The 22,319-nt window shown below is 71.7% G+C and carries 28 protein-coding genes; 17 read left to right on the forward strand and 11 right to left on the reverse strand.

The window, feature by feature from the left end; translation table 11 throughout:
• Positions 1–519 (reverse strand): TIGR03668 family PPOX class F420-dependent oxidoreductase (locus ACFU5G_RS14240; RefSeq protein WP_377245476.1); only part of this gene is annotated, 519 nt, incomplete at its 3' end.
• A 335-nt stretch (positions 520–854) separates the two neighbouring features.
• On the opposite strand from ACFU5G_RS14240, the gene ACFU5G_RS14245 reads away from it, so the two are divergent.
• Positions 855–1,958: a P1 family peptidase gene (locus ACFU5G_RS14245; protein ID WP_377245479.1), complete on the forward strand. Its 1,104-nt coding sequence runs from the start codon at positions 855–857 to the stop codon at positions 1,956–1,958.
• On the opposite strand, the gene ACFU5G_RS14250 is transcribed toward ACFU5G_RS14245, so the two are convergent.
• From ACFU5G_RS14250 to ACFU5G_RS14260, 3 genes are all read right to left on the reverse strand, one after another.
• Positions 1,928–2,611 (reverse strand): SIMPL domain-containing protein, encoded by a 684-nt coding sequence (locus tag ACFU5G_RS14250; protein ID WP_377245482.1) that lies wholly within the window; start codon positions 2,609–2,611, stop codon positions 1,928–1,930. The two genes, ACFU5G_RS14245 and ACFU5G_RS14250, sit on opposite strands and share 31 nt — an antisense overlap.
• A gap of 73 nt (positions 2,612–2,684) precedes the next feature.
• Positions 2,685–3,803 (reverse strand): winged helix DNA-binding domain-containing protein, encoded by a 1,119-nt coding sequence (locus tag ACFU5G_RS14255; protein WP_377245485.1) that lies wholly within the window; start codon positions 3,801–3,803, stop codon positions 2,685–2,687.
• Positions 3,787–4,410 carry a DUF4126 domain-containing protein gene (locus ACFU5G_RS14260; RefSeq protein ID WP_377245488.1) on the reverse strand — a complete coding sequence of 208 codons (624 nt, stop codon included), beginning with the start codon at positions 4,408–4,410 and terminating at the stop codon, positions 3,787–3,789. Before ACFU5G_RS14260 ends, ACFU5G_RS14255 begins: the two co-directional genes overlap by 17 nt.
• A 191-nt stretch (positions 4,411–4,601) precedes the next feature.
• Here ACFU5G_RS14260 and ACFU5G_RS14265 point away from each other — a divergent pair, with 191 nt between their 5' ends.
• The 3 genes from ACFU5G_RS14265 to ACFU5G_RS14275 are packed head-to-tail and all read left to right on the forward strand — an operon-like array spanning position 4,602 to position 7,044.
• Entirely contained in the window at positions 4,602–5,057 is a 456-nt protein-coding gene (locus tag ACFU5G_RS14265; protein ID WP_377245491.1) for a DUF1772 domain-containing protein, read from the forward strand.
• Positions 5,058–5,098: 41 nt separating this feature from the next.
• The gene (locus tag ACFU5G_RS14270) at positions 5,099–6,154 is read left to right on the forward strand and encodes a diaminopropionate ammonia-lyase (RefSeq protein ID WP_377245494.1); all 1,056 of its coding nucleotides are present in this window, start codon (positions 5,099–5,101) and stop codon (positions 6,152–6,154) included.
• A gap of 41 nt (positions 6,155–6,195) precedes the next feature.
• The gene (locus ACFU5G_RS14275; RefSeq protein ID WP_377245496.1) at positions 6,196–7,044 is read left to right on the forward strand and encodes a putative RNA methyltransferase; all 849 of its coding nucleotides are present in this window, start codon (positions 6,196–6,198) and stop codon (positions 7,042–7,044) included.
• 18 nt (positions 7,045–7,062) lie between these two features.
• Here the strand turns inward: ACFU5G_RS14275 and ACFU5G_RS14280 are convergent, their stop codons facing one another.
• Positions 7,063–7,656 (reverse strand): PIN domain-containing protein, encoded by a 594-nt coding sequence (locus ACFU5G_RS14280; protein ID WP_377245500.1) that lies wholly within the window; start codon positions 7,654–7,656, stop codon positions 7,063–7,065.
• Positions 7,653–8,033, reverse strand: coding sequence for a helix-turn-helix domain-containing protein (locus ACFU5G_RS14285; protein ID WP_377245503.1), 381 nt, complete (start codon positions 8,031–8,033; stop codon positions 7,653–7,655). The genes ACFU5G_RS14280 and ACFU5G_RS14285 overlap by 4 nt, the downstream gene beginning before the upstream one ends.
• Positions 8,034–8,196: 163 nt before the next feature.
• Between ACFU5G_RS14285 and ACFU5G_RS14290 the strand changes: the two genes are divergently transcribed.
• Positions 8,197–9,300, forward strand: a complete 1,104-nt coding sequence (locus ACFU5G_RS14290; protein WP_377245506.1) for an alpha/beta hydrolase — start codon at positions 8,197–8,199, stop codon at positions 9,298–9,300.
• A 6-nt stretch (positions 9,301–9,306) separates the two neighbouring features.
• On the opposite strand, the gene ACFU5G_RS14295 is transcribed toward ACFU5G_RS14290, so the two are convergent.
• Together ACFU5G_RS14295 and ACFU5G_RS14300 are read right to left on the reverse strand one after the other, a co-directional pair.
• Positions 9,307–10,593, reverse strand: coding sequence for a glycosyltransferase (locus ACFU5G_RS14295; protein ID WP_377245509.1), 1,287 nt, complete (start codon positions 10,591–10,593; stop codon positions 9,307–9,309).
• 32 nt (positions 10,594–10,625) lie between these two features.
• Positions 10,626–11,273, reverse strand: coding sequence for a TetR/AcrR family transcriptional regulator (locus ACFU5G_RS14300; protein WP_377245512.1), 648 nt, complete (start codon positions 11,271–11,273; stop codon positions 10,626–10,628).
• A gap of 307 nt (positions 11,274–11,580) precedes the next feature.
• Between ACFU5G_RS14300 and ACFU5G_RS14305 the strand changes: the two genes are divergently transcribed.
• A complete protein-coding gene (locus ACFU5G_RS14305; RefSeq protein ID WP_377245515.1) occupies positions 11,581–12,555 on the forward strand; it encodes a pentapeptide repeat-containing protein in 975 nt (324 codons plus the stop codon).
• Positions 12,556–12,600: 45 nt separating this feature from the next.
• Here ACFU5G_RS14305 and ACFU5G_RS14310 read toward each other — a convergent pair whose 3' ends face one another.
• A complete protein-coding gene (locus ACFU5G_RS14310) occupies positions 12,601–13,203 on the reverse strand; it encodes an HhH-GPD-type base excision DNA repair protein (RefSeq protein WP_377245518.1) in 603 nt (200 codons plus the stop codon).
• On the opposite strand from ACFU5G_RS14310, the gene ACFU5G_RS14315 reads away from it, so the two are divergent.
• Entirely contained in the window at positions 13,160–13,510 is a 351-nt protein-coding gene (locus ACFU5G_RS14315; protein WP_377245592.1) for a hypothetical protein, read from the forward strand. The two genes, ACFU5G_RS14310 and ACFU5G_RS14315, sit on opposite strands and share 44 nt — an antisense overlap.
• 3 nt (positions 13,511–13,513) lie before the next feature.
• Here ACFU5G_RS14315 and ACFU5G_RS14320 read toward each other — a convergent pair whose 3' ends face one another.
• On the reverse strand, positions 13,514–14,035 hold the full coding sequence (locus ACFU5G_RS14320; protein ID WP_377245521.1) for a hypothetical protein: 522 nt from the start codon (positions 14,033–14,035) through the stop codon (positions 13,514–13,516).
• Between the two features lie 619 nt (positions 14,036–14,654).
• On the reverse strand, positions 14,655–15,500 hold the full coding sequence (locus ACFU5G_RS14325) for a GntR family transcriptional regulator (protein ID WP_377245524.1): 846 nt from the start codon (positions 15,498–15,500) through the stop codon (positions 14,655–14,657).
• A 196-nt stretch (positions 15,501–15,696) separates the two neighbouring features.
• Here ACFU5G_RS14325 and ACFU5G_RS14330 point away from each other — a divergent pair, with 196 nt between their 5' ends.
• The 10 genes from ACFU5G_RS14330 to ACFU5G_RS14375 all read left to right on the forward strand — a co-directional run bounded on the left by ACFU5G_RS14330 (position 15,697) and on the right by ACFU5G_RS14375 (position 22,283).
• Complete coding sequence (locus ACFU5G_RS14330) at positions 15,697–15,954, forward strand: hypothetical protein (protein WP_377245527.1); 258 nt, start codon at positions 15,697–15,699, stop codon at positions 15,952–15,954.
• Complete coding sequence (locus ACFU5G_RS14335) at positions 15,951–16,268, forward strand: DUF6284 family protein (RefSeq protein WP_377245530.1); 318 nt, start codon at positions 15,951–15,953, stop codon at positions 16,266–16,268. The genes ACFU5G_RS14330 and ACFU5G_RS14335 overlap by 4 nt, the downstream gene beginning before the upstream one ends.
• 12 nt (positions 16,269–16,280) lie before the next feature.
• Complete coding sequence (locus ACFU5G_RS14340) at positions 16,281–16,472, forward strand: hypothetical protein (protein ID WP_377245533.1); 192 nt, start codon at positions 16,281–16,283, stop codon at positions 16,470–16,472.
• Positions 16,472–18,730, forward strand: coding sequence for a hypothetical protein (locus ACFU5G_RS14345; protein ID WP_377245536.1), 2,259 nt, complete (start codon positions 16,472–16,474; stop codon positions 18,728–18,730). The genes ACFU5G_RS14340 and ACFU5G_RS14345 overlap by 1 nt, the downstream gene beginning before the upstream one ends.
• A 3-nt stretch (positions 18,731–18,733) precedes the next feature.
• Positions 18,734–19,852 (forward strand): hypothetical protein, encoded by a 1,119-nt coding sequence (locus tag ACFU5G_RS14350; RefSeq protein WP_377245539.1) that lies wholly within the window; start codon positions 18,734–18,736, stop codon positions 19,850–19,852.
• A 1-nt stretch (position 19,853) separates the two neighbouring features.
• Complete coding sequence (locus tag ACFU5G_RS14355; RefSeq protein WP_377245542.1) at positions 19,854–20,180, forward strand: hypothetical protein; 327 nt, start codon at positions 19,854–19,856, stop codon at positions 20,178–20,180.
• 25 nt (positions 20,181–20,205) lie between these two features.
• Entirely contained in the window at positions 20,206–20,562 is a 357-nt protein-coding gene (locus tag ACFU5G_RS14360; protein ID WP_377245545.1) for a hypothetical protein, read from the forward strand.
• 143 nt (positions 20,563–20,705) lie between these two features.
• Positions 20,706–20,915: a hypothetical protein gene (locus tag ACFU5G_RS14365; protein ID WP_377245548.1), complete on the forward strand. Its 210-nt coding sequence runs from the start codon at positions 20,706–20,708 to the stop codon at positions 20,913–20,915.
• 109 nt (positions 20,916–21,024) lie between these two features.
• A complete protein-coding gene (locus ACFU5G_RS14370) occupies positions 21,025–21,210 on the forward strand; it encodes a hypothetical protein (protein ID WP_377245550.1) in 186 nt (61 codons plus the stop codon).
• Positions 21,211–21,296: 86 nt separating this feature from the next.
• Positions 21,297–22,283, forward strand: a complete 987-nt coding sequence (locus ACFU5G_RS14375; RefSeq protein WP_377245553.1) for a bifunctional DNA primase/polymerase — start codon at positions 21,297–21,299, stop codon at positions 22,281–22,283.
• Positions 22,284–22,319: the final 36 nt, after the last annotated feature.

The raw sequence follows: 22,319 nt of genomic DNA on the forward strand, positions 1-22,319 counted from the left end.
TATTAAGCGCCGGGTGACTGCGCGACTAAACTTCCACCCCGTTGGGGCGGGGCGGGGGGGGCCCCGCGGCTCGCGGGCCCCCCCCCCCCACCACCGGTTCACCCGGACCCGGATCACCGGGCCGTCCGGCCGGCGCTCGCGGTACTGCGGGTACCGCGCGGCCAGTGCGTCCAGCGCCGCCTCGCGCGGCTCGCCGTCGTGCTCGACGGCGGCGACGCCGTCCGCCCGCACCCACCACAGCCGGGTCCAGTCGTCGTCGTACCGGTCCGTGAGGACGGCGACGCGCGGGTTCGCCGCGATGTTCCGCAGCCGCTTCAGGTCCCGCGTGGTCTTCGGCTTGTGGTCGACGGCGACGACGATCTCGTCGGCCGGTGCGCCCGCAGCCGTGCCGCCGACGGCACTGACCAGCGCGAACGTGACCGGCACGAGCTGTGGCACGCCGTCGCCGTCGGCCGTGGCGAGGTAGGCGTGCCGGGCTACGGCGAACCGCGAGCGGCAGACATCGGCATCGAGGCGCACGCCGCCATTCTGTCGCGCCGCGGGTGCCGGAGGGTCCGTTCGTTGCGCATACGCAACGAACGTCGGTACGTGCTGCGAGGCCATGCGGTGGCTGCGAGTCTTTCCTCGTCGGGCGACAGGGGAGGGCTGATGGGCGGTTCCATGCGCTGGCGGGATACCGGGCATCGCGAGCTGGCGGTCGAGACTGCAGGCGGAGTGGAAGCCTTCGACGAGGGTGTGCGCAGGCTTTTTGGCGAGTCACGAGGGCTGACGACTGGCCGAGATGTGTCTCAGGAGCCGGACGAGGCAGGACTCGCAGCTCAAGGTCGGGTGAGTCGATCGCGCATGCTGGTCCCATGACGGACAACCAGCAGCCCCGGCGCGTGCGTGAGCTCGGGATCGTCGTCGGGTCGCTCGCGACCGGGCCCCTGAACGCGATCACCGACGTGCCCGGCGTGCGGGTGGGGCACACGACCATCGTGGACCCGCCCCGCCTCCATACCGGGGTGACCGCGATCGTCCCCGACGCGCTGGGCGCCGGCCGGCGCAGCCTGCCCTGCGGGCTGTTCGTCGGGAACGGGTTCGGCAAGCTGGTCGGCGCCACCCAGGTGGCCGAGCTGGGCGAGATCGAGACGCCGATCCTCCTGACGGCCACGCTGAGCGCCTTCCGTGCCGCGGACGCCCTGGTCACGCACGTGCTCGCCGGCCCGGGGCACCAGGAGACGCGCACGCTCAACCCGGTGGTGGGCGAGACCAACGACGGCCGGCTCAGCGACATCCGCGCCCGGCCCGTCACCGAGGCGCACGTGCTGGCCGCCCTCGACGGCGCTGCTCCCGGCCTGCCGGGCGAGGGCTGCGTCGGCGCCGGGACGGGCACCATGGCGCTCGGGTTCAAGGGCGGCATCGGCACGTCGTCCCGGGTGGCCGGCGGCCGGACGGTGGGCGTGCTGGTGCAGTCCAACTTCTCGGGCACGCTCACCGTGCGCGGCGTCCCGATCCGGCCGGGCGACGCCGTCGTCGGCCAGGTCGGCGCCGCCGGTGCGCCGGCGGACGTCGCCCGTCAGCCCGAGGGCAACTCCTGCATGATCGTCGTGGCCACCGACGCGCCGCTCGACGCGCGCCAGCTCGGCCGGGTCGCGCGCCGGGCCGTGTTCGCGATGGGGCGGGTGGGCTCCGACTTCACGGGCGGCAGCGGCGACTACGCCCTTGCGTTCGGCACGCCGGGTGACGCCACGCCGGGGGCTCCGCCGTCGGGCAGCGTGGCCGACGCCGACCTGGACCCTCTCTTCGCGGCGACGATGGACGCGACGGAGGAGGCCTTGCTCAACTCGCTGTTCATGGCGACCACGACCGTGGGGCACCGCGGCACGGCGGACGCCGTGCCCCACGACCTGGTGCTGGACCGGCTGCGCTCCGCCGGGGTGCTGGCTCAGGCCTCGACGACGGGCCCGGTCTCGTAGTCGGCGGACACGGTGATCTCGACGTCGATGTCCCGGGGCTGCAGCTCCACCTGGGCGCCGCCGCCGGGCGCTGCCATGGCGCCGGCCCGCATGGCGTACATCGGGGTGTTGCCGCCGTCGTTGCCGCCCCGCAGCCCCGCCTCGTAGATGGCGACGGGGGACACCGGGCCCAGGCCCAGCGCGTCGGCGTAGGACTGGGCCCGCACCACGGTCTCCTCGGCGGCCTCGACGCGGGCCTCGGCCTGGAGCGCCTTGCGGGTCTCGTCGGTCAGGGTCCAGCTCAGCCAGTCGATCTCGACGCCCTCGACGTCCATGATGTCGGCGAGCCACGTGGACAGGACCTCGAAGTCGCTGAACGTGACCGACAGCCGCGCCGAGGCCCGGAACCGCCGGATGCGCTGCTTGCCGCCCGAGCCGGAGCTCTTGACCCGGTCGTCGTAGACGTACGAGTGCACGGAGGCGGAGTCCCACTTCTCCGCTGCGCCCGACTCGACGTGCGCCTTGGCCTGGTCCACGAGGATCGTGTGGGTACGGGCAACCTGCTCCACCACGTCGTTGCGGAGGGTGCCCGAGAACGCGACGTGCAGGTTGACGGTCCCGCGCTCGGCGGGGTGGGTGCGCTTGGCCTGACCTTCGACGGCGATACGAGTCATGTGCGGAGTCTGCCCACCCGGGCGCGGACGACGCCACCCCGGCGCGCCGGGCCGCGCGCTGCTCGTCGGCGGATCAGCCGATGGTGCCCTTGCCCACCGGGCCGCGGGCCAGCGCGGGCTCGAGGCCGCAGAACGCGCCGTACCGCCCGGCCTCGGCCTCCAGCGCCGACCACACCGTGGCCGACGGCTGGTCCATGAGCTCGACGGTGATCTCCACGGTCTGGGCCTTGAGCACCCGCGACCACCCGCCGGCGATCATCCCGTCCACCACGACGAGGCCGGTGTACAGCCACCGGCTCGGCATGCCGTCGCGGGTCAGGGACGGCCAGCTCTTGAAGTCGTGGCAGAAGAACTCGTCGTAGACCGACAGCAGGCGCGCGGTACCCGCCGGGGCCGGGTCGGGCAGGTCGCCGTCGGTCCAGAGCGTCAGGCCCGCGATCTCGTGCGGGGTGAGCCCGGCGTCGGCCACGGCTGCCCGGGCCGCGGTCTTGGTCAGGGTGCCCCACCACGCCACGTCCTCGGCGCGGCACGGACCGTGCCCCCGCACGTACGCGCGGGCCAGGTGGACGCGGGCGGCGTCCTCGTCCCACGAGCTCTGCTCCGGCAGCAGCCGGTAGGTGGCCTGCTTGCCCCGCATCGGACCGCTCGCCACGATCAGGTCGAGCTCCGCGTGCATCATGAGCTGGCCCAGGTGCCAGGCGTCCAGCGGCGCGCCCTCGTCCTCGGCGAGCGCGACGCCGATCTCCTTGCGGGTCAGCGGGCCGTCCGTCAGCGCGGCGGCGACGACGCCCTGCCGGCGGGCGAGCGCCGAGTGGTCGAAGCCGTAGGAGCGCTCCGTCGAGGCCATCGCCCGGCGGATCCGGGGCGCGGTGGCCGTCATCAGCGGCGCCAGGTCCTCGGGGACCACGTAGTGCCAGGTGGGCCGCAGGATGTGCGTGCGCAGGACCGAACCGTCGGCCAGCGCCGCCTGCACCTCCTCGAGCGTGGCCGGCGCGGCCAGGCGCTGCCCGACGCCCCAGGCCGACGAGTGCAGCTCCTGCGACTGCACGGCACCGAGCCGGGCGACGACGCCGGGCACGCCGCTGACGCCCGCACCGGCGCCGTCGTCGTCACCCGTCGCGGGCAGCGCGCCCAGGCCCACGGAGGTGAGCCGGGCACGCTGGAGTCCCTCGACCTCAGACGTAGTAGGCATCCCCGCCGCCTTGCCCCGCCGCCCGGGCGCGCCGGTGCTTCACCAGGCTCCGGATCAGCATGATCACACCGACCACGAACAGGATCATCACGGGGATGATCGCGAGCGGCGCCAGGACCGCGAGGAACGAGACGCCGATGCTGGTCGCGTCCTCCGCCGCGCTGACCACGGGGGCCGCCGTGCCACCCGAAACCGTGTTGGCGACCACGCGGCCGCCCGCCTTCGCCGCGTGGGTGCCGAGGGCAAGCACCACGCCCGCGACGATCGGGATCCACTGCCCGGACTGCACGAACGCGCCCGGGTCCGTGACGGTCGCCGTCTCCGACATCGAGCCCGCGCCGAACGCGATACCACCGGCGGTGGGCCGGATCACGGTCTGCACCACGTCGTTGATCGAGTCGAGCACCGGGATCTTGTCCGCCGCGAACTCGAGCACCAGGAGCACTACCAGGATCGCCATCACCCAGCCGTTCTCCAGCCACGCCCACGTGGCCGGCAGCTCCACCAGGTCGGTGAAGCGCGAGAGCACGCCGAGAAAGATGAGCGGGATCCATGCGTTGAGGCCCGCCGACAAGGCGAGCCCGCTTCCGGTGGCAAGTTCGAGCATGAGCCGAAGTGTTCCACGGCACACCGACACTCCGTGGGCGAAACGTGTCCGGTGTGCCCGATCTGTTATCCGAGTGTCACAGGCGCCCGGGCGTCCCGGTTCACCTGTCGGCGTAGTCCTGGAACTCGCGGGCCCCTTCGTGGAAGAGTGGCTGTGGTACGCCGCGCCGCTGCGCTGACCTGGAGGCTCGCATGGTCTGGACGATCTTCGCCGTCGCATCGGTGGTGCTGCTGGGCCTGTCCGCGGGCGTCTTCTTCGGGTTCTCGTCGTTCGTCATGAGCGGCCTCGCCCGTGCGTCGGACGAGGCCGCGGGCGAGGCGATGAACGGCATCAACGAGACCGCCCCGCTGCCCGCCTTCATGAGCATCTTCTTCGGCGCGCTGCTCGTCCCGGGGGTCACCGGCATCTGGGGCCTGGTGGACGAACGCGCCGGCGGAGGCTGGATCCTCGCCGCCGCGGCGGTCTACCTGGTCGGCACCTTCGGCGTGACCATGGCGCTGAACGTACCGCTCAACAACCGCCTCCTCGCGGCCCACGACAAGGCTGCGGAGTGGCGGGCCTACCGGCAGCCGTGGACCTCCTGGAACCACGTGCGCACCCTCGCGGGCGTCGTCGCGACGGCGCTCGCGGCGGTCGGGCTCCTCTGACCGGTCGGGCGCCGGGCGGGGTGTCGGGGACAATCGTCAACGTGCCCGCCATCGACTTCCACCGCACCCTGCCCGGATACGCGCCCACACCGCTGCGGGACGTGCCGCGCCTCGCCACGGAGCTCGGCGTCGGGCGGGTGCTCGTCAAGGAGGAGTCGAGCCGGCTCGGGCTGCCGGCGTTCAAGGTGCTCGGCGCGTCGTACGCGATCGCGCGCGCCCTGGGGGAGCGGTTCGGCCTGGCCGCGATCACGCTGGACGCGGTCCGGGAGGCCGTGCGCGGTACCGCCGTCCGCCTCTACGCCGCGACCGACGGCAACCACGGCCGCGCCGTCGCGCACGTCGCGGCGCTGGTCGGTGCGGACGCGACCATCTACTACCCGCCCGGCATCACCGAGGCCGCCAAGAAGGCCATCGCGGCCGAGGGCGCCCGGACCGTCGAGTCCGAGGGGGACTACGACGACGTCGTGGCCCGCGCCGCGGCCGACGCCGCCGCCGACCCGACGGCGGTGCTCGTGCAGGACACCTCCTGGGACGGGTACACGGACATCCCGCAGTGGATCGTCGACGGCTACTCGACGCTGTGCCTCGAGGCGGACCGGCAGCTCGCGGCGCTCGGCGTCGCCCTGCCCGACCTGGTGGTGATCCCGGTGGGCGTCGGCTCGTTCGCGCAGGCCGTGGTGAGCCACTACCGCACCGCGGGGGCCGACGGCAGCACGCTGCTCGCCGTCGAGCCCGACCGCGCCGCGGGGCTGGTCGCGTCGCTGCGCGCGGGCCGGTCCGTCACCGCGCCGGTGGGCGACACGATCATGACCGGCCTCTGCTGCGGCACCGTGTCGGCCCTCGCCTGGCCCGTCCTGCGCGACGGGCTCGACGGCGCGGTCACCGTCTCCGACGACCAGGCGGCCGCCGCCGTCGACGACCTGGCCCGCTCCGGGGTTGACGCCGGACCGTGCGGCGCCGCGACCCTCGCCGCGGCCCGCCTCGTGCTGGGGCAGCCGGGGTGGCGCCAGGCGATCGGCCTGCGGGCCGACGCCGTCGTGCTGCTCCTGTCGACCGAGGGCCGGGCGGCGAACCCGGTCCCGGACGAGCGCGACTAGCCCCCCCCGCCTCCCTCTTCACCGCTGCCAGGAGTCCGCACGTGCCCGTTTCCGTCCCCGCCGCCCTCGACCCGGTCCTCCCGCTGCTGCGCTGCCCCTCGTGCGGCGCGGAGCTCGTGCCCGCGCCGGGAGCCCTGCGCTGCCCCAGCCGGCACAGCTTCGACATCGCCCGCCACGGGTACGTGAGCCTGCTGACCGGCACGAAGGCGACCAGCGGGGACGACGGCCCGATGGCCCGGGCCCGCCGGGACTTCCTGGCGGCGGGCCGGTACGCGCCCGTGCGGGACGCCGTCGCCGACCTCGCCGCGACGGCCGGGGTGGTGGGCACGGTGGTCGACGTCGGCTGCGGGACCGGCTACTACCTCGCCGGGGTGCTGGACGCGATCCCCGGCGCCGTCGGGCTCGGGCTGGACACCTCCGCGCACGCCCTGCGGACGGCGGCCAAGGCGCACGAGCGAGCCGCCGCCGCGACCTGGGACGTCTTCCGGCCGTTCCCGATCGGGTCGGAGCAGGTGGACGTGGTGCTGGACGTGTTCGCTCCGCGCAACCCGGCCGAGTTCCACCGGGTCCTGCGCCCCGGCGGCGTGCTGGTCGTCGTCCGGCCCTTCGGCGGGCACCTGGCCGAGCTGCGGCGCCAGGTCGCGCAGATGGTGACCGTCGACCCGGACAAGGAGGAGCGCCTGCACCAGGCCCTGGACCCGTATTTCGAGGTCGCGCACACGCGGACCGTCGAGTACACGACGCCGCTGACCCGTCAGGAGGCGGTCGACCTCGTGCTCATGACGCCGAGCGCCCGTCACGTCACCGAGGCCGAGCTGCACGACGACGAGGGAGCGCTGCCGACCGAGGTGACGGTCTCGGTGCTGGCCACGGCGTACCGCCGCCGGTGATCCGGACCGCCTGCGCGATCAGTCGGCAGCCCTAAGGAGCCGATCCATGAGCTGGGCGGTGGTGGGTGCCCCGGCGCGCCGCAGTGCGTCAACGGTCGACGAGTCCGTTGCTCCGGGCAGGCGCTCGACCGCGGTGTCGTGAACTATGCGCATCTCCTCGGGCCGGTCCCGGACGAGCCAGGACAAGAGCAGGTCAGGATGCATGACGTTCACGCCGAACTCGGCGACTGCGTGCCTTGGAAAGTCCTTGAGATTGCTGGTGCACAGCACCTGGGCCTCGGCCGTGGCCGCCAGGACGTGTCGATCATCCTCGTCGGGCAGGTCGAGCTCGGCGACCTTGGCCCGGTCAGCGGCGGTGATGGTGACCTGTGCGTAGGGAAAGGCGTTGTTCATCGCCTTGACGAGTCGGCGGCCAGACTCCTCCGTGAACGATGAGATGTTGGCCTGAAGGTGCTCAGCCATCTCGCCCAGGATCTCCGGGCTCCAGGCGACGGAGATGGGTCCCAGGTCGGCCGCGCACAGCAGGTAGTCACGAAGGACCCGCGAATAGAGGACGTTCGCGTCGGTCAGTACGATCCGGACAGGTCGGGCTGCCAGCCCGTAGCGGTTCACTCGGTCAGGCCCAATTCGTTCTGGAGGTCGGCCAGCTCGGCGAGGGCTGAGGCGCGGCGCGAGTGCTCCACGGCGCGGAACGCCTCGACCGAAGCGATCGGGATGCGGTGGTGGGTTCCGACCTTCCGGAACTCGAGCACGCGCTGATCCATGAGTCGCCGGACCTGGGGCCGGGAAATTCCCAGCATCGTCGCGGCCTGGGCCGGGGTGACCTCGTCCTCGGTCTGCGTGATCACGAGGCGACCTTGGGCGCGTGCGTCGATGAGCTGAGCCAGAAGCTCGGCGGTCGATCGTGAGACGTGCACGCTGACCTCGTCTCCGCTCTGTTCCAAGGCGTGGTGCAAGGCTGCTGTGTCACGTGCGAGAACGTCACTCATCACCCGACTCCTATCTGCTCCAACTGAAATATCTGCTCTAACTGTAACGCGCCGTGCCGCTGCGGGCGACCGACCGAAGTAGGGGGTACCCCGTCCCGCGGCAGGGCAGCTCGTGGCCCGCCGACCGATGTGTCCGGTCTCCGCGCCCGGAAGGCTGAGCGCCATGAGCATCCCCGTCGGTTATCTCATCGGCCTCGCCGTCCTCGCGTTCCCGGTGCTGCGCCTGCCGCGCGTGCCGATGTCGCTGGGCACGTCGGTCTTCTTCGTCACCATGTCGATCAACGAGCTGCCGGTGCTCGCGGCGCTCGCGCTCGGGGCCAGCACGGCGCTGGCGCTCGCCGAGGGCGACCTCGCCTCGCCCGTCGCGATCGGCGCCGCGATCGTCGCGGCTGCCTGCCTGGGTCTGCAGATCTGGCGCGGGGTCACGGCGCTGTCGGTCCTTCGCCGGGCGATGAGGCCGATCGCGGTCTCGGGCCGGATGCCGCTCTGGCGGGTCCTCGGCTTCCCTTTCGCCGTACGTCCGCGCGGCGTCGAGCGGGTCGCGGACCTCTCCTACGGTCCCGCCGGCAAGCGTAACCGCATGGACCTGTACCGCCGCCGCGGGACGGTCGCCGGCGCGCCCGTGCTGATCCACTTCCACGGCGGCTACTACACCACCGGGCACAAGAGCTCCCAGGCTCTGCCGATGCTGCACCACCTCGCCGGGCGGGGCTGGATCTGCATCAGCGCGAACTACAGGCTGCGCCCCGCCGCGGGCTTCGAGGACCACGTCGTGGATGCCAAGCGGCTGGTCGCCTGGGTCCGCGAGCACGCCGCGGAGTGGGGCGCCGATCCCGAGCGGATCGTCCTGTCCGGCTCCTCGGCCGGCGCGCACATGTCGGCGATGGCCGCGTTCACCGACGGCGACCCGGCCTACCGGCCCGGCTTCGAGGACGCCGACACCTCGGTGAGCGCCGTCGTCGCCCTAGGCGGCTACCTCGGGCGCTACTTCGACGACCGTCCCGAGACGTCGCCGACCGAGAACGTCCGGGCCGACGCCCCGCCGGTCATGGTGGTGCACGGCACCCACGACTCGCTCGTGCCCGTCGCCGACGCCCGCCGGTTCGCCGAGCGGCTGCGCGCTGACTCCCGGAACCTGGTCGTCTACGCGGAGCTCCCGGGCGCCCACCACGGGTTCGACCTGTACTGGTCTCCCCGGTTCGCGGCGGTCGTCAACGCCGTCGAGGCCTTCGCCGTCGAGGCGTTCGCGCGGCAGCGGGTCCGGTAGCCGGGTTCAGCGGGCCGCCGGGGCCTTGGCCGTGCGCAGATAGTCGGTGAACAGCTCCGCCGTCCGGCCGATGCCGTCCTCCTGGCGCAGGCGTTCGCCCAGGCGGGCGGCCCGCTCGCGCATCGCGTCGTCGGACGTCGCCCGGGTCAGGGCGGCGGTGAGGCGGTCGGCGTCGAGCACCTTGACGGGGACGGGCTCCGGCCCGACGCCGAGTGCGGCCACCCGGCGGCCCCAGCTGAACTGGTCGACGGCCACCGGCGTCAGGATCGTGGGGATGCCGGCGCGCAGGCCGGCCGCCGTCGTGCCGGCGCCGCCGTGGTGGATCGCCGCCGCGAGGCGCGGGAACAGCCAGTCGTACGGCGCGGAGTCGAGGCGCAGCACGTGGTCGGGGAGCTCGCGGTCCCGGCCGAGCTCGGCCCAGCCGCCGATCAGGATGCCGCGGCGCCCGGTGCGGTCGAGGGCCTCCAGGAACGCGTCGACCAGCCTGCCGGGCTGCGCCGTCGGCACGCTGCCGAGGCCGAACGAGACCGGCGGGTCGCCCGCGTCCAGGAACCGGACGAGCTCCGCGGGCGGCTCCCAGCCGGCCGGGGAGCTGGTGGGCAGGTAGCCGGTGACCTGGATGCGGGGGTGCCAGTCGGCCGGGCGGGGCAGCACGAGCGGGCTGTACGCGTAGTACAGCGGCATGCCCTGCCGGTCCTGGAGCACGCGTGCGTTGGTGCGCAGCGGCGGCAGGCCGAGCACCTCGCGCCGCTGCCGGTTGACCCCGGGCTGCTGCATGGTGCGCCAGATCATCTGGTCCGTGCCCCACCAGCCCGCCCGGTCCACGAGGGCGCCGCGGCTGCGGCCGTCGCCCAGGAAGAACGTCGGGAACTCGCGGGTGGGCGTCACCGGGAAGAACTGCAGGTCGGCGCAGGGGATGCCGAGCTTCTCCGCCACGCTGTACCCGTACAGCGCCGTCGGGCCCTTGTAGAGCATGGCCTCGCTGTGCTTCGTGGCGCGCCAGATGTCGTCGATGATCTGCGGCAGCATCTGCTTACGAGTCTTGGCGCCGTAGGCCATGAACCGCAGCATGTTGCCGGACTCGACCAGCTCGACGAGCTCGGGGTTGTCCGCGTACCTGGGCAGCACCGGGCCGAACGGCTCGAACTCGGTGCCGTAGGACGCCGCCAGCTCCGCGAAGTCCGGCGAGCCGACCACGGTCGGGTGGTGCCCCTGGTCGCGCAGCGCGACCGCCAGGCCGAGCAGCGGCTCGACGTCGCCGCGCGAGCCGGCGGTGAGGATCGTGATCTGCATGGTCGCCCTTCTTCGCAGGTGGGTGGGACGAGCTATCGCCGGTCGAGGAGGCCGTCGAGAAGGGCCAGCGCGGCCTCGGTGTCGGGCTCGTCCGGCGTCAGCATCCGGTCGATCATCTCGGTGACCGTGTCGATCAATGCCTCCGGCGACGGGCCGTCCGGCCGGTCCTGGTGCGCCTGGATCGCGGTCATGATCGCGGCCGTGAGCGACTCCAGGACGACGGCGACGGACGCGAGGTCGACGCCCTCGCGGATCACGCCCGCCCGCTGCTGCAGGGCGAGGAACTCGCCGAGGAACCCCGGCCCTGCCGGGCCGGGCATGGTCGCCGCGGGGTCGCGCAGGTATCGGCCGAAGACGTCGCGGTCCCGCGTCGCGATGGCCGTCAGCAGCGGGTCGCGGGCCACCACGCGGAACCCCGCGCGGTAGATGCTCGCGGGCGTGCCCGGCCTCGGCTCGTCGCGCAGGCCCGTGCGCCAGCGGACGGCGTAGTCGGCCAGGGCGCGGGCCGCGACCGCGTCGGTGAGCTCCCGCTTCGAGGCGAAGTGCCGGTACACGATCGTGCGGCTCAGGTCGGCGGCCTCGGCGACGTCGACCATGGTCAGCTTGTCGTAGCCCCGGCTCAGGAGCAGCCCGACGGCGGCGTCGAGCAGGGCGTCCCGCCGTCTGCTGCTGTCGACCACGCTGCGCCTCCCGGCTGTGACACTGCGACGATATCTGTCGCAGTGTTTCACCCGCGCGAGTGACGGTCAAGCGCCGTCCTCGTGGCGGATCGCGCGGGCCACCAGGCCCGCCCGACTTACATTGCGGAGCCCCAGTCCGTTCGGCATGCTGTGTCCGCTTTGTTCGAATTGACTGGAGATCGCGCACGACATGAACGCACTTCTCGAGGATGCTCCGCCGCGGCCCGAGCCCTCGCCCGGGCCGGCCGAGCCACCCTCTGACACCCCGCCGACCCGGGAAAAACCCGACCGCCGATGGCTGATCGACGTGACGATCGGCGTCGTGTCCAGCCTCGTGGTCGGCCTGCTGCTGGCCGGCTACCAGGCCTGGATCGACGACGAGCGGGAGCGCCTCACGCAGACGGTCGAGGCCGAACGCGCCGAGCGGGACCAGGTGCTGGCCAACGTGCAGTTCATCCGCGAGACCATCCGGGACACACCGGAGGGCGTGAAGCCGTTCCGCGGCATGAACCTGCGGGGTGCCGACCTCTCCGGGATCGACCTCGGGTGTCCGGTCAGCTTCGACGTTGACGCGGGCGGCTGGTCGAGGGACCGCGTGGAGACCTGCGCGGACTTCACCGGGGCGGACCTGACCGGCGCGCGGCTGGACGGCGCGAACCTCACGGGGGCGCTGCTGGTCGGCGGGTCGCTGGAGGACGTCTCGGCGGTCAACCTCTATGCGCCGGCGGCGGCGATCGGCGGGCGGCTCGACGGTTTGACGTTCGACGGCGCGGTCCTGTTCGGCTCGGTGTTCCGGTCGCCGAAGGGTGCCTCGTCGTTCGTGGACACGAGCCTCGACGGCAGCCTGGTCGAGCCCGGCGAGGGCGCGAAGGCGACATTCGCCCTCGCCGATGTGTCGATGACGGGTCTGCGGACCGTTTCCTCCGGCGAGGCGTCCGGCGGGAGCTGGGGATCGATCGACTGCGATTCCGGGCTCGCCCAGGCGCGCCGGGGCGGTGAGATACAGCAGGTGGCGTCCTACGCCGACCTGGGCGACGGCGGCCGCGTCCAGTGCGGGACCTACGGCGAGCGGTGCGACTTCGACCGGTTCCCGCAGGTGGGCACGCAGCTCGTGGTGGCCGGCGTCTGGAAGATGCCGGCACCGGTACCGGCCACCGGGTGCGAGGACGGGTTCACGGGCACCTCGCCGGCGGACACGCCCGCCGAGGAGGTCACCGAGTTCTACGACTTCCTGCTCCCCGACTGGACGCGCGAGGACATCGCTCAGGCCAAGAGCCTGTGACGGCCGCACCGCGGTCCGGGTGCGCCCGGGCCGCGGTGCGCTACGTCAGGCCTTGGCCTTGGCGGCCGCCTTCTGGGCCTTCTTGAACGTGCGGACCTCCTGCAGCGTCTCCGCGCTGGTCACGTCCGCGATGGAGCGGCGCGAGCCGTCCTCGCCGAACTCGCCCGCCGCCTCGCGCCAGCCCTCCGGCTGGACGCCGCGCTGCTTGCCGAGCAGCGCCAGGAAGATCTTGGCCTTGCGCTCCCCGTAGCCCGGCAGCGCGTTGAGTCGCTGGAGCACCTCGCGGCCCGTCGGCGCGCCACCGTCGGCGCCGGGCGCGGTCCAGATCCGGGCGGCGTCGCCGTCGTACTCGTCGACGACGGTGTGGGCGAGCTCCAGCACGCGGCCCGCCATCGAGCGGCCGTACCGGTGGATCGCCGGGGGAGTGGTCGCCATCGTCACGAACTCGTCCGGGTCGGCGTCGGCGATGGCGCGGACGTCGAACGAGCCCATCCGGTCGCGGATCTTGCCGGGGCCTGCGAAGGCGTGCTCCATCGGGAACTGCTGGTCGCGGCGAGTGCGATAGGTAGCACATGCCGGACCCGCATAAACACTGGCCTCGGCGATGGCGTTGCTACACCTGTTCGAATTGCGCGATGCTCTCAGCATGCGAACGGAGGCCAGTGGGAGCGACGAACTGAGCCCGATGCAGGCCGCACACCGGCAAGAGGTGGAAGCCCGCAGCGAGGCGTCAGGATGGCTCATACAGCGCCAGACGGGAGAGCGCCGGTCAAGGCTGCTGCCCAGGCCGATCCCCACGCGTTGCACAGCGCTGGCTTATAACGGTCGCACGGTGACCGTGCTGGGCGAGGTCGTGGCTGTCAGTGGCCCCTGGCGCTGGTTCGCCGCCGAGTATCCGGGCTGGGGCACCTGGCTTACGGTCGTCCACGTCGATGCCTGCGAATACCTCGTGTGAGCGCTATGCCTGCGCTATCTCCGCCGCAAGACTCATGAGGTCCATTAGGCGGTCATTGTCGATTCCTCGGGCGACTATGCCGGTCTGAACGCTTTCATCCTTTGAGGTCCAGGAAGCCTGACCCCCGATTCCCTGGCCTGTCGCCCACATTGGTGAATCAGTCTCACGGTGCCATGCTGTTGGCTCGTCATAGGTGTCATCGAGCACAGCGACGAAATCGAGCGGCGCGGGACCCGTAAGCGCTGCCACGTATCCGGTGTAATCGGTCTGCCACCAGCACGCTTCAATGCCGTCAGCGAGGGCGCGGTCATCCCGCTTCACCACGCGCGATCCTAAGAGCTTCTCTGCTTTCGCCGTGAACTCGCTGCACCGATCTAACTCGGCTGGCTCGCTGCTCTCAGGCGTTGGGGATGGTGATGCAGTGGCGGAGGGCGTCGGAGCGGTCGTTGCGGGCGGCTGGGCGCTGCATCCGGTCACAATCGCGACCGTTGCGAGCACCGCCACCAGGATCGTTGCGTGGCGCATGAACACAGCATGCATGGCGTTCCGCCTCAGGCATAGAAAACGGCCCCACCCGCGCGGCGGGTGGGGCCATCTTGTGTCCTGCTCGGCTAGGCCCGTCGAACTGCCTCATCGATGGCCTGGGCGGCTTGCGCTGGACCAATGAGGGCGGTGTCGATTGCGACGTCGGGGCTCGCTAGTCGCGGTGTCGAGTCCCATACGGCGAGCCGTTCGGCTGTGTCGGTGCTGCCTCGGCCGGCAAGCCGTTCGGCCGCCGTTTCCCGTGGGCACCACAGGTCAACGACAACCCATGTTGCATGAGGCGTCGCACTGGCCAACGCTGCCACGGCTTCCGGCTGTCCGACGTGAACCACGGGGGTTCCCGCTGCCAACGCGTCTGTGATTGATGGTGCATCGATGGCGTAGACGGCACCGTATACACGGTTCTCCCAGATGACTTCCCCACGAGCGCGCATCTGGTCTAGCGCTTTTTCGTCGGTGAAGCGATATCCCTCGCGCCGCCCCGAACCCACCTTCAATCGCTGGTAGTGCCGGTAGGCCGGAGATAGGGCGGAAAGTGCGCGTGTGACGGTGTCCTTGCCTGCCGCTGGCGGCCCGTATATGACGACGCCTACAACTTCGCTCACGAACGCGCCGCCACTTCCGAGAGCATTCGGGTTACCTGGCTTTGCAGGGGCTCACTGTCGGCAGAGTTGTGAATGACCACGTGCTCATCGACGGGTCGGAAATCAACGTTGATCCGCTCTTTCAGATAGTCGGACCAGTTGGCGAGTTTCACGGTGTCTCGCGCTGCGCCCCGCCGCCGGAGATAGGTGTGCATCGTCTCCACGTCGGTTGATACCCAAACGAGCGTCAGGCCGATTCCGTAGACGCTCAGTTGGTCTCTGCTGCGATCGATCCACGCCCGGTCGCCAAACTCTGCGACGTAGGGAGCGGTGCCGACGACACCGATTCCGAGCGCGGCATTTTCGAGCACTGTGGCGTTCAGGCATTCGTACTCGCGCGGCCTCACGTGCTCAAGGTAGGTCTCTGATTCCCGGTCGTGTGGCGGGCGTCCCATGGCTTCCAGCGCGCCCTCAACGACGGCGCGAGTGATCGTGTCCTTATCGACGACGGGCGCACCTGTCAAGCGTGAGATGACACGGGCGGTTTCGCTCTTGCCGCTCCCGGCGTAGCCCCCAACGAAGTAGGCGTGTGGTGCGCGCGCAGCTCTTTGCGGTGCGGGCGCGAGATGGCCGCTCCGAACCACCCGGCCGGACCCTGGGCGGTTCTCGATCAGCCCCTCACTGGCTAGCACCTTCATCGCCGCGTTGATCGTGAAGACGCTCGTGTCCATCTGCTGCGCGAGTGCCCGGGTTGCGGGGAGGGCTTCCCCGTCGCGGAGGCGTCCAGCCTCGATGTCGTTCCGGATGGCGCGGACTACCCGGTCCCGCACGGGTGCCCCGGTGTCGTGGTCCTGGCTTGGCATTCGTCTCCTCACACTGCATCTCGGTTGGACTGCTGCGGCATAACAGTCACCTAGCAACCGATCATCCACGGCCCGCGCCGTTCTGCCAAGTTTCGCGAGTTTGGGGCTAACGGTTGACACGGTGACCAGAACGGTTGTTATGTTGTTCCCGGTCGCCCTGTGACGGGGCGCACACCTAGGAACTGGAGGGGAAGAGATGTCTCAGAACCGCATCAGTGGTCTGGACGTAGCACGCAGGTACTTGTTCGAAGCCCAGGACGGTCTGAACAAGGCCGCCCGGGTTCTGACCCAGCACGGCACCGCTGCCGATGGCCTCAAGGCCGTCGGCAACACGGCGTCGTCCCTGGCCCGCCAGGTCGAGGCGATGAAGAACCAGGTTCGTAAGGTCCACGAGGCCGCCCTTGCTGCTGAGCGCGGCAACGGTGGCGACGGTCGTCGGGGGTGGGGCTGGTGAGCACCTACACCGACTACGAGGGGTTCGAGGTTGAGCCCACGTTCACCGACCTGGCCGCCATCGTGGCCGAGGAGCCCGTTATCTCGGCTGAGGTCGCCGTGGTGGACGCGGAGTGCCGTATGGCCATCGAGCCCGGTCCGGCCGCGACCGAGGCCCACCGCCGCGCGGTGACCGCTCTGAACACGGTCATCCGCACCGCTGTGCAGACCAGCACCAACCGCGCCACGTCTACGGCCCCGGTCTTCGGACTGGTCCAGCCGTTCTCCACGGCCCGCCGGGTCGTCATCCGCTCTGCCAACCGCACCGCTGCCTGAGAGGGAACCACCATGGGTATCACCGTCATCGCCGTCCTGTTCGCCGCTATCGCCTTCTGCCTGTGCAAGTTCGGTCCGGAGCGTTGGGGACCGTCCATCTTCATGATGGTGACCGGCCTGCTGCTGGCCTCCACCCGCTGGGGACAGCAGGCACAGGCGTTCGTCGTGGACCTGGTCAACAACCTCTTCGGCGGCATCGCCTGATGAGCACCCACGACGAGAACCAGCCGGGCGGCATCACGCCCGACGACGCGGCGGAACTCGCGCAGCTTGAAGCGCTGTTCGCCGTTCCCAGCAGGCCGGAGGACGTGGGCGAGGACCTGACTCTGGCCGCCCTGGACGACGCAAACACGCTGGACCAGGGGGGCGCCGGGGCGGGCGATGACGACGCCCTCACGGGTGAGGTCATCGACGCCCCCGCCGCCCCGGAGCCCGAGGCCCCGGCCCCCACGCGGGGCCGGGTCATCGAGCACCGCGACGCCCAGCGGCGCGCGGTGCTGCCGGACTGGCTCACCTCCCGTGAGGCGTTCCTGGCCTCTGCGCGCTGGGCTGCTGGGTATGCCGGGCATGTGTGCGCCTATCACGGCGTGCGCCTGCCCCTGTACGCGCTGCGGCTGGCCGGGCGTGCCCCTATCGGGGCTGCCCGGATCAGCCAGAGCGTCTACCGGTGGGCCGCCGACACCAACAACACCGACGTGCGGCGCGAACTGCTGGCCAGCACGGCAGGCGACCCGCACACCTACCTCCGGGTCAAGAAGGAGATGCGCGGCACCGCGTTCCGACGCGGCAGCCTGGCCGTTCTCGGCCTCGGCGGAGCCTCTGCCGGCGCGGCCGCCGTGGCCGCCAACGCGGACCCCGTGTGGCAGGCCGCCACGGTCGCCGTGTCCCTCGGCGTCCTGGGCATCGTGGGCCGCAACCGTGAGGCCAAGATCGCCGAGACCGCCACGGCCACGGCCAAAGTCCCGCCGCTCACGGCTGACCTGATCCGTGAGGCGCTGCTGGCGCTGCGCCTGGGATCGGTGAACCAGGGCGTGCGGCAGGACGCCGCATCCATCCGGTTCCTGTCGATCGTGCGTGACGGGGCCGGGTTCCGTGCGGACATCGACCTGCCCCCGGGCGCGACGGCTGCCGAGGTCACGGAGAAGCGTTCGCAACTCGCGTCGGGCCTGCGTCGCCCGATGGGGTGCGTGTGGCCCGGGGGCGACCCCGACGTGCATGAGGGCCGCCTGGTCCTGTTCGTCGCGGACCGGTCGCTGAGCGAGTCCAAGGCCGCTGAGTTCCCGCTGGGCCGGAAGGGCACGGCGAACGTGTTCGACCCGATCCCGCTGGGCGTGGACCCGCGCGGCCGGAAGGTGGAGACAACGCTCATGTACGTGGCGGGCATCATCGGCTCAATCCCGCGCATGGGTAAGACGTTCACGCTCCGCCTGCTGCTGCTGATCGCCGCCCTCGACGCCCGGGTGGAGATCCACGCGCACGACCTGCGCGGCGGTGCCGACCTGGCCCCGCTGGCCAAGGTCGCGCACTACTACCGCTCCGGGGATGACCCCGAGGACATGGCCGCACTGCTGGCCGACTTCAAGGCGCTGCAGAAGGAGATGATGCGCCGCTACAAGGTCATCCGGACCACCCTCGCGGGCGACCCCCGGTGCCCTGAGGGGAAGGTGACTGACGCGCTGGCGTCGGACAAGTCGCTGGGCCTGCACCCGATCTTCGGCGCGTACGACGAGACCCAGGTCATGTACGAGCACCCGCAGTACGGCAAAGAGCTGCGGACCATCGTCGAGGACCTGGTTCGCCGTGGCCCGGCTGCCGGAATCATGGTCTGGCACGCCACCCAGCGGCCTGACGACAAGTCGATCCCCAAGTCGGTGTCGTCCAACGCCGGTCTGCGCCTGGCGCTCAAGGTCATGGACGCCACGGTGAACAACATGATCCTCGGGCCGGGCATGTACGGGTCGGGGTACTCGGCCACGACGTTCTCCCGCAAGGACCGTGGCGTGGCCTACCTCGTGGGCGAGGGCGATGACCCGGTCATCGTCCGCACCTACTACGTGGATGGCCCGGGCGCGGAGACCATCGCGGACCGTGCCCGGGCGATCCGTGAGGCCCAGGGCCGCCTCACGGGCATGGCCGCCGGGGACGAGCCCGCCGACGTCGACGATTCCACGATCCTGGACCACCTCATGGACGTGTGGCCCGCCGAGGACCCGGAGTGGCCCAACGGCAAGGTCTGGAGTGACGAACTGGCCGCCCGCCTGGCCGAGTCCAAGCCCGCCCTCTATGAGGGCTGGACCGGCGGCCAGGTCAACGCCGCCGTGCGCGCTCACGGCATCGACACCGTCCAGGTCAAGCGCCGCAACGGCAAGAACCGGGTGGGCCTGGTCCGTGACGCCCTGGTCAAGGAACTGGGCGCCCTGACCGACCTGCCCACCCTCACCGACGACACCAAGGAGGACTGACCCATGAGCACCACGCACACCACCAACGATGCACCGCGGCGCGGGTCGCGCCGCCTGGTCCTGGGCGGAGCCGTCTCCGTCGCCGTCATCTCCACCCTGTCCGCGTACCTCGCCATGGTCGGGTTCGGCCGTGACGTGCTGGGCATGGACGCTGCCACCGCGTACAGCACGGCGGGCGTGTTCGAGCTGTCGCTAGTGACGGTCGCTCTGCTGGCCCGTGAGGCCGCCAAGGACAACCGGCCCGGTGGCACGCTGCTCATGCTCACGTGGGCGCTGTCCGGCACGTCCGGCGTGTTCGCGTCCATCCATGAGGTCTACCTGGGCCACCCGGTCGGGGCTGTCCTGTTCCGGTTCGTCGTGCCGCTGCTGGCCGCCCTGATGTGGCACCTCGCCCTGATCGGTGACCGCCACCTCGCGTCCGGCGCGACCTGGTCCAGCATTCGGCAGTCCATGCGGATGCACGCCCTGTTCCTGACCGTCGAGGACGCCGCCCGGGCGCACGCCGCCGACGACGGGACCCCCGCCGCCCGCCGCGCCATCGCCAAGGCCGAGGCCCGCCGCCTGGCCGCCCGCGCCGTCGCCCTCAAGTCCGTGCCCCCGGCCCAGATGCGCACCCAGACGGCCGAGTGGCTGGAGTCCCTGTCCGCCGTCGCGGACGGCACCACGGCCGTGGCTCAGATGCACGTGGAGACGAACCAGCGCGTGGCCGGTCTCACCGTCGCCGCGCCGGTCCAGACCGCGCCGGACTACGAGGCGCGGGTCGCCGAGTCGGTCCGGTCCGAACTGGAAGAGATGACCGGTCCGGACCGGACCACGCGCCGGACCCCGGTCCGGTCCGGCAACCGGACCAAGGCGCGCCGGTCCGCTGTCCGGTCCGGTGCGACCCGGGCGGACCGGTCCGCTCACCTCGCGATCGTGTCCGGCCTGCTGGACCAGACGCCGGACGCTTCCGGTCCGGACGCTCAGGCCGCACTGGCCGCCGCCGGGCACACCGTGAGCGATGGCCACGCCCGCCGCCTGCTGCGCGAGGCACGCGCCGCCGCACAGGACCCGACGACCGACGAGAACCCCGCCGTGGCCGACGTCGTGACCGAGGTCGCGCCGGTCCTGGTGGAGGCGTGACGTGTCCCCGATCTTCCAGCGCGCCGCCGTCGAGTGGGCCGCGATGCGGTCCGAGTACGGCGACTACCTGGAAGCCCACATCGCCGCCGCCTACGAGGCCACCAACGGCGTCCTGCTGAACGCCCGAGGCCGGTCCGCCGGAGTCACTGAGGAACGCCTGTTCCTCGCTGGGGGAGCGTTCGCCGCCGCGTACGCCTCACCGGAGCTGCGGGAGTTCTGGGCCACCCGGCCCCGGATGACCGTGACCGAGTTCGAACGGGCCTGGGCCGAGCGCCTGGCCCCCGAGGAGGGGGAGGAACCGCTCGACCACTGGCACACCGCAGCCTGACCCGCCGTCACCACCTGGAGGAACCATGAGCACCACAGAGCAGATGACCCCTGCCGAGCACGCCGCACTGGTCCGTGACGCCATCACCCTGGTCAACGCTGTGGAGACCGGCATCACTCGCACCGGAGCCGTGTTCGCCTCGGCCTCGGCCCTCACCGTCGCCAACCTGGCACTGGGCCTGCACCCGGTGGCCCAGGTGCTCGCCGCCGTCGCCGCCCTCGCGTTCCTCGCCGCCGTCGTCCTGGTCGTGACCAGGATCGCCCTGGGCCCAGCGCCGGAGCCCCTGCCCGAGGTCGCTACCGGGGTAGCGCAGGTAGCGGAACGACCCGCTACCGGTAGCGCGCCCGCTACCCCCGAAAACGGCGGAATTTCAACGAAGTAGCGCGGTAGCGCACCCCGCGCTACACCCCCGAAACACCCCTCACCCCGCACTTCCAGGGCTCGCCGGTCCCGCTACCGCTACCGACGCGCCCCTACCCCGCCCATGCCAAAAACAGGCCGCTCAGCGGCCCGAGAGGACCCCTGATGAGCACCGCACGCGAGGACTGGACCCATCGGCCAAAGCCCAGGTGGCACGTACTGCCCGTGAGCGACGCGGGCCACCCCGGAGTCCGCTACGCGGTCGTCGCGCCCGGCTGCGACTTGCAGCCCCACGACGGCACCCGCTGCGGCTGCCGCCGGTTCGACGACGAGGCCGCCGCCGAACGCTACCGCCGCAACCAGCCGCGCCCCTGACGCGGCCTCTCGCCGCCCGGCCCCGGGTCGGGCGGCGGGAGGGCGCGGCAGACGCCACGCCACCCGGTGCAGCACCGGCTGCACCACGACTCCACAGGAGGAACCCGCCATGGGTAGCCAGATCGTCGCGAACAACACGTGGCTGGACGACAACGGAACGGTCTACACCGCCAACGGAACGATCCTCGGGCGCGTCCGGCGCAGCGGCCCCCACTGGGAAGCGATCAACGCCAAGGGCAAGCACTTGGACACGTACATCCGCAAGACCGACGCCGCCGCCAGCCTGGCCCGCTAAGCAGGCCCGCACCGCCTGCCAGGGTCCGGCGGTCACCACGACCGCCGGACCCCGGCCCCACCACCTCACCAGGAAGGAACCTCGCCATGAACGCCAAGCGCTGGACCAGCACGCACGCGGGCAGCACCCCGGCCGAGAACCGTCACGGTGCCCTGCTGGCAACCGCCCTGGAGTATGCCGCCCGAGGCTGGGCCGTGTTCCCCCTGACTCCCGGGAGCAAGCGCCCGGCCACCCCGCGCCACCCCGCCGACGACTGCGACCACACCGACCCCTGGTGCCGCAACGGGCACACCGGATGGGAGCAGCGCGCTACCACCGACCCCGACCGCATCACTCGAGCGTGGACCGCCCGCCCCTACGGCGTCGGCATCGCCTGCGGCCCCTCGGGCCTGCTGGTCATCGACACCGACACCCCCAAGCCCGGAACGACCACCCCGCCCGGTGAGGACACCCTGACGGCCCTCACAGCCGCTCACGGCGGCCCCGAGGGACTTCCGGCCACCTGGACCACTCGCACGCCCTCCGGAGGCGTCCACCGCTACTACACCACCGCCCACCTGCCCACCCCGCTCGGCAACACCGCCGGGCGACTCGGCGCACTGATCGACACCCGGGGAACGGGCGGGTACGTCGTCGCCCCGCCCACCGTCACCGACGCCGGGCGCTACGAGGTGACGGCCCAGACCGAGGCGACGCCCTTGCCGGCCTGGCTGGTCCAGCACCTCACCCCCCGCCCAGCGGAGCCGTCCGGCGTGCGAGAGCTGCGCCCGGTTACGAACCGTTCCGCGTACCTGCGGGCGGTGCTGGCCAAGGAAGCCGACCACGTCCGCAAGGCCCCCAAGGGTGGCCGCAATCACGCCCTGTTCCTCGCTGCGCGCTGCCTTGGGGAGTTCGTCGCGGGTGGCTCGCTCAGCGAGGGCGAGGCCGCCGGGGCGCTGCTGGACGCCTGCACCGTCCACTACGGCAAGCCCGCCAACGACCCCAAGTGCCCGCCGTTCACCGAGGCCGAGGCGTACAAGACCATCCGCTCCGGTATCCGGCGTGGTGCGTCCAAGCCCCGCACTGCCGCATGACCGCCTTGCACCCCAGCCCGAGCCAGCAGGAGGAAC

This window comes from Promicromonospora sp. NPDC057488 (assembly GCF_042802395.1).
GTDB lineage: Bacteria > Actinomycetota > Actinomycetes > Actinomycetales > Cellulomonadaceae > Promicromonospora.

Bases quoted from the DNA above. Each gene is read 5' to 3' on its own strand.
- ACFU5G_RS14375 (WP_377245553.1), top strand. From the start codon at position 21,297: ATGAACGCCAAGCGCTGGACCAGCACGCACGCGGGCAGCACCCCGGCC.
- ACFU5G_RS14250 (WP_377245482.1), bottom strand. From the start codon at position 2,611: ATGACTCGTATCGCCGTCGAAGGTCAGGCCAAGCGCACCCACCCCGCC.
- ACFU5G_RS14265 (WP_377245491.1), top strand. From the start codon at position 4,602: ATGGTCTGGACGATCTTCGCCGTCGCATCGGTGGTGCTGCTGGGCCTG.
- ACFU5G_RS14290 (WP_377245506.1), top strand. From the start codon at position 8,197: ATGAGCATCCCCGTCGGTTATCTCATCGGCCTCGCCGTCCTCGCGTTC.
- ACFU5G_RS14255 (WP_377245485.1), bottom strand. From the start codon at position 3,803: ATGCCTACTACGTCTGAGGTCGAGGGACTCCAGCGTGCCCGGCTCACC.
- ACFU5G_RS14350 (WP_377245539.1), top strand. From the start codon at position 18,734: ATGAGCACCACGCACACCACCAACGATGCACCGCGGCGCGGGTCGCGC.
- ACFU5G_RS14370 (WP_377245550.1), top strand. From the start codon at position 21,025: ATGGGTAGCCAGATCGTCGCGAACAACACGTGGCTGGACGACAACGGA.
- ACFU5G_RS14330 (WP_377245527.1), top strand. From the start codon at position 15,697: ATGTCTCAGAACCGCATCAGTGGTCTGGACGTAGCACGCAGGTACTTG.
- ACFU5G_RS14365 (WP_377245548.1), top strand. From the start codon at position 20,706: ATGAGCACCGCACGCGAGGACTGGACCCATCGGCCAAAGCCCAGGTGG.
- ACFU5G_RS14360 (WP_377245545.1), top strand. From the start codon at position 20,206: ATGAGCACCACAGAGCAGATGACCCCTGCCGAGCACGCCGCACTGGTC.
- ACFU5G_RS14295 (WP_377245509.1), bottom strand. From the start codon at position 10,593: ATGCAGATCACGATCCTCACCGCCGGCTCGCGCGGCGACGTCGAGCCG.
- ACFU5G_RS14260 (WP_377245488.1), bottom strand. From the start codon at position 4,410: ATGCTCGAACTTGCCACCGGAAGCGGGCTCGCCTTGTCGGCGGGCCTC.
- ACFU5G_RS14325 (WP_377245524.1), bottom strand. From the start codon at position 15,500: ATGCCAAGCCAGGACCACGACACCGGGGCACCCGTGCGGGACCGGGTA.
- ACFU5G_RS14340 (WP_377245533.1), top strand. From the start codon at position 16,281: ATGGGTATCACCGTCATCGCCGTCCTGTTCGCCGCTATCGCCTTCTGC.
- ACFU5G_RS14245 (WP_377245479.1), top strand. From the start codon at position 855: ATGACGGACAACCAGCAGCCCCGGCGCGTGCGTGAGCTCGGGATCGTC.
- ACFU5G_RS14320 (WP_377245521.1), bottom strand. From the start codon at position 14,035: ATGCGCCACGCAACGATCCTGGTGGCGGTGCTCGCAACGGTCGCGATT.
- ACFU5G_RS14285 (WP_377245503.1), bottom strand. From the start codon at position 8,033: ATGAGTGACGTTCTCGCACGTGACACAGCAGCCTTGCACCACGCCTTG.
- ACFU5G_RS14310 (WP_377245518.1), bottom strand. From the start codon at position 13,203: ATGCTGAGAGCATCGCGCAATTCGAACAGGTGTAGCAACGCCATCGCC.
- ACFU5G_RS14315 (WP_377245592.1), top strand. From the start codon at position 13,160: ATGGCGTTGCTACACCTGTTCGAATTGCGCGATGCTCTCAGCATGCGA.
- ACFU5G_RS14345 (WP_377245536.1), top strand. From the start codon at position 16,472: ATGAGCACCCACGACGAGAACCAGCCGGGCGGCATCACGCCCGACGAC.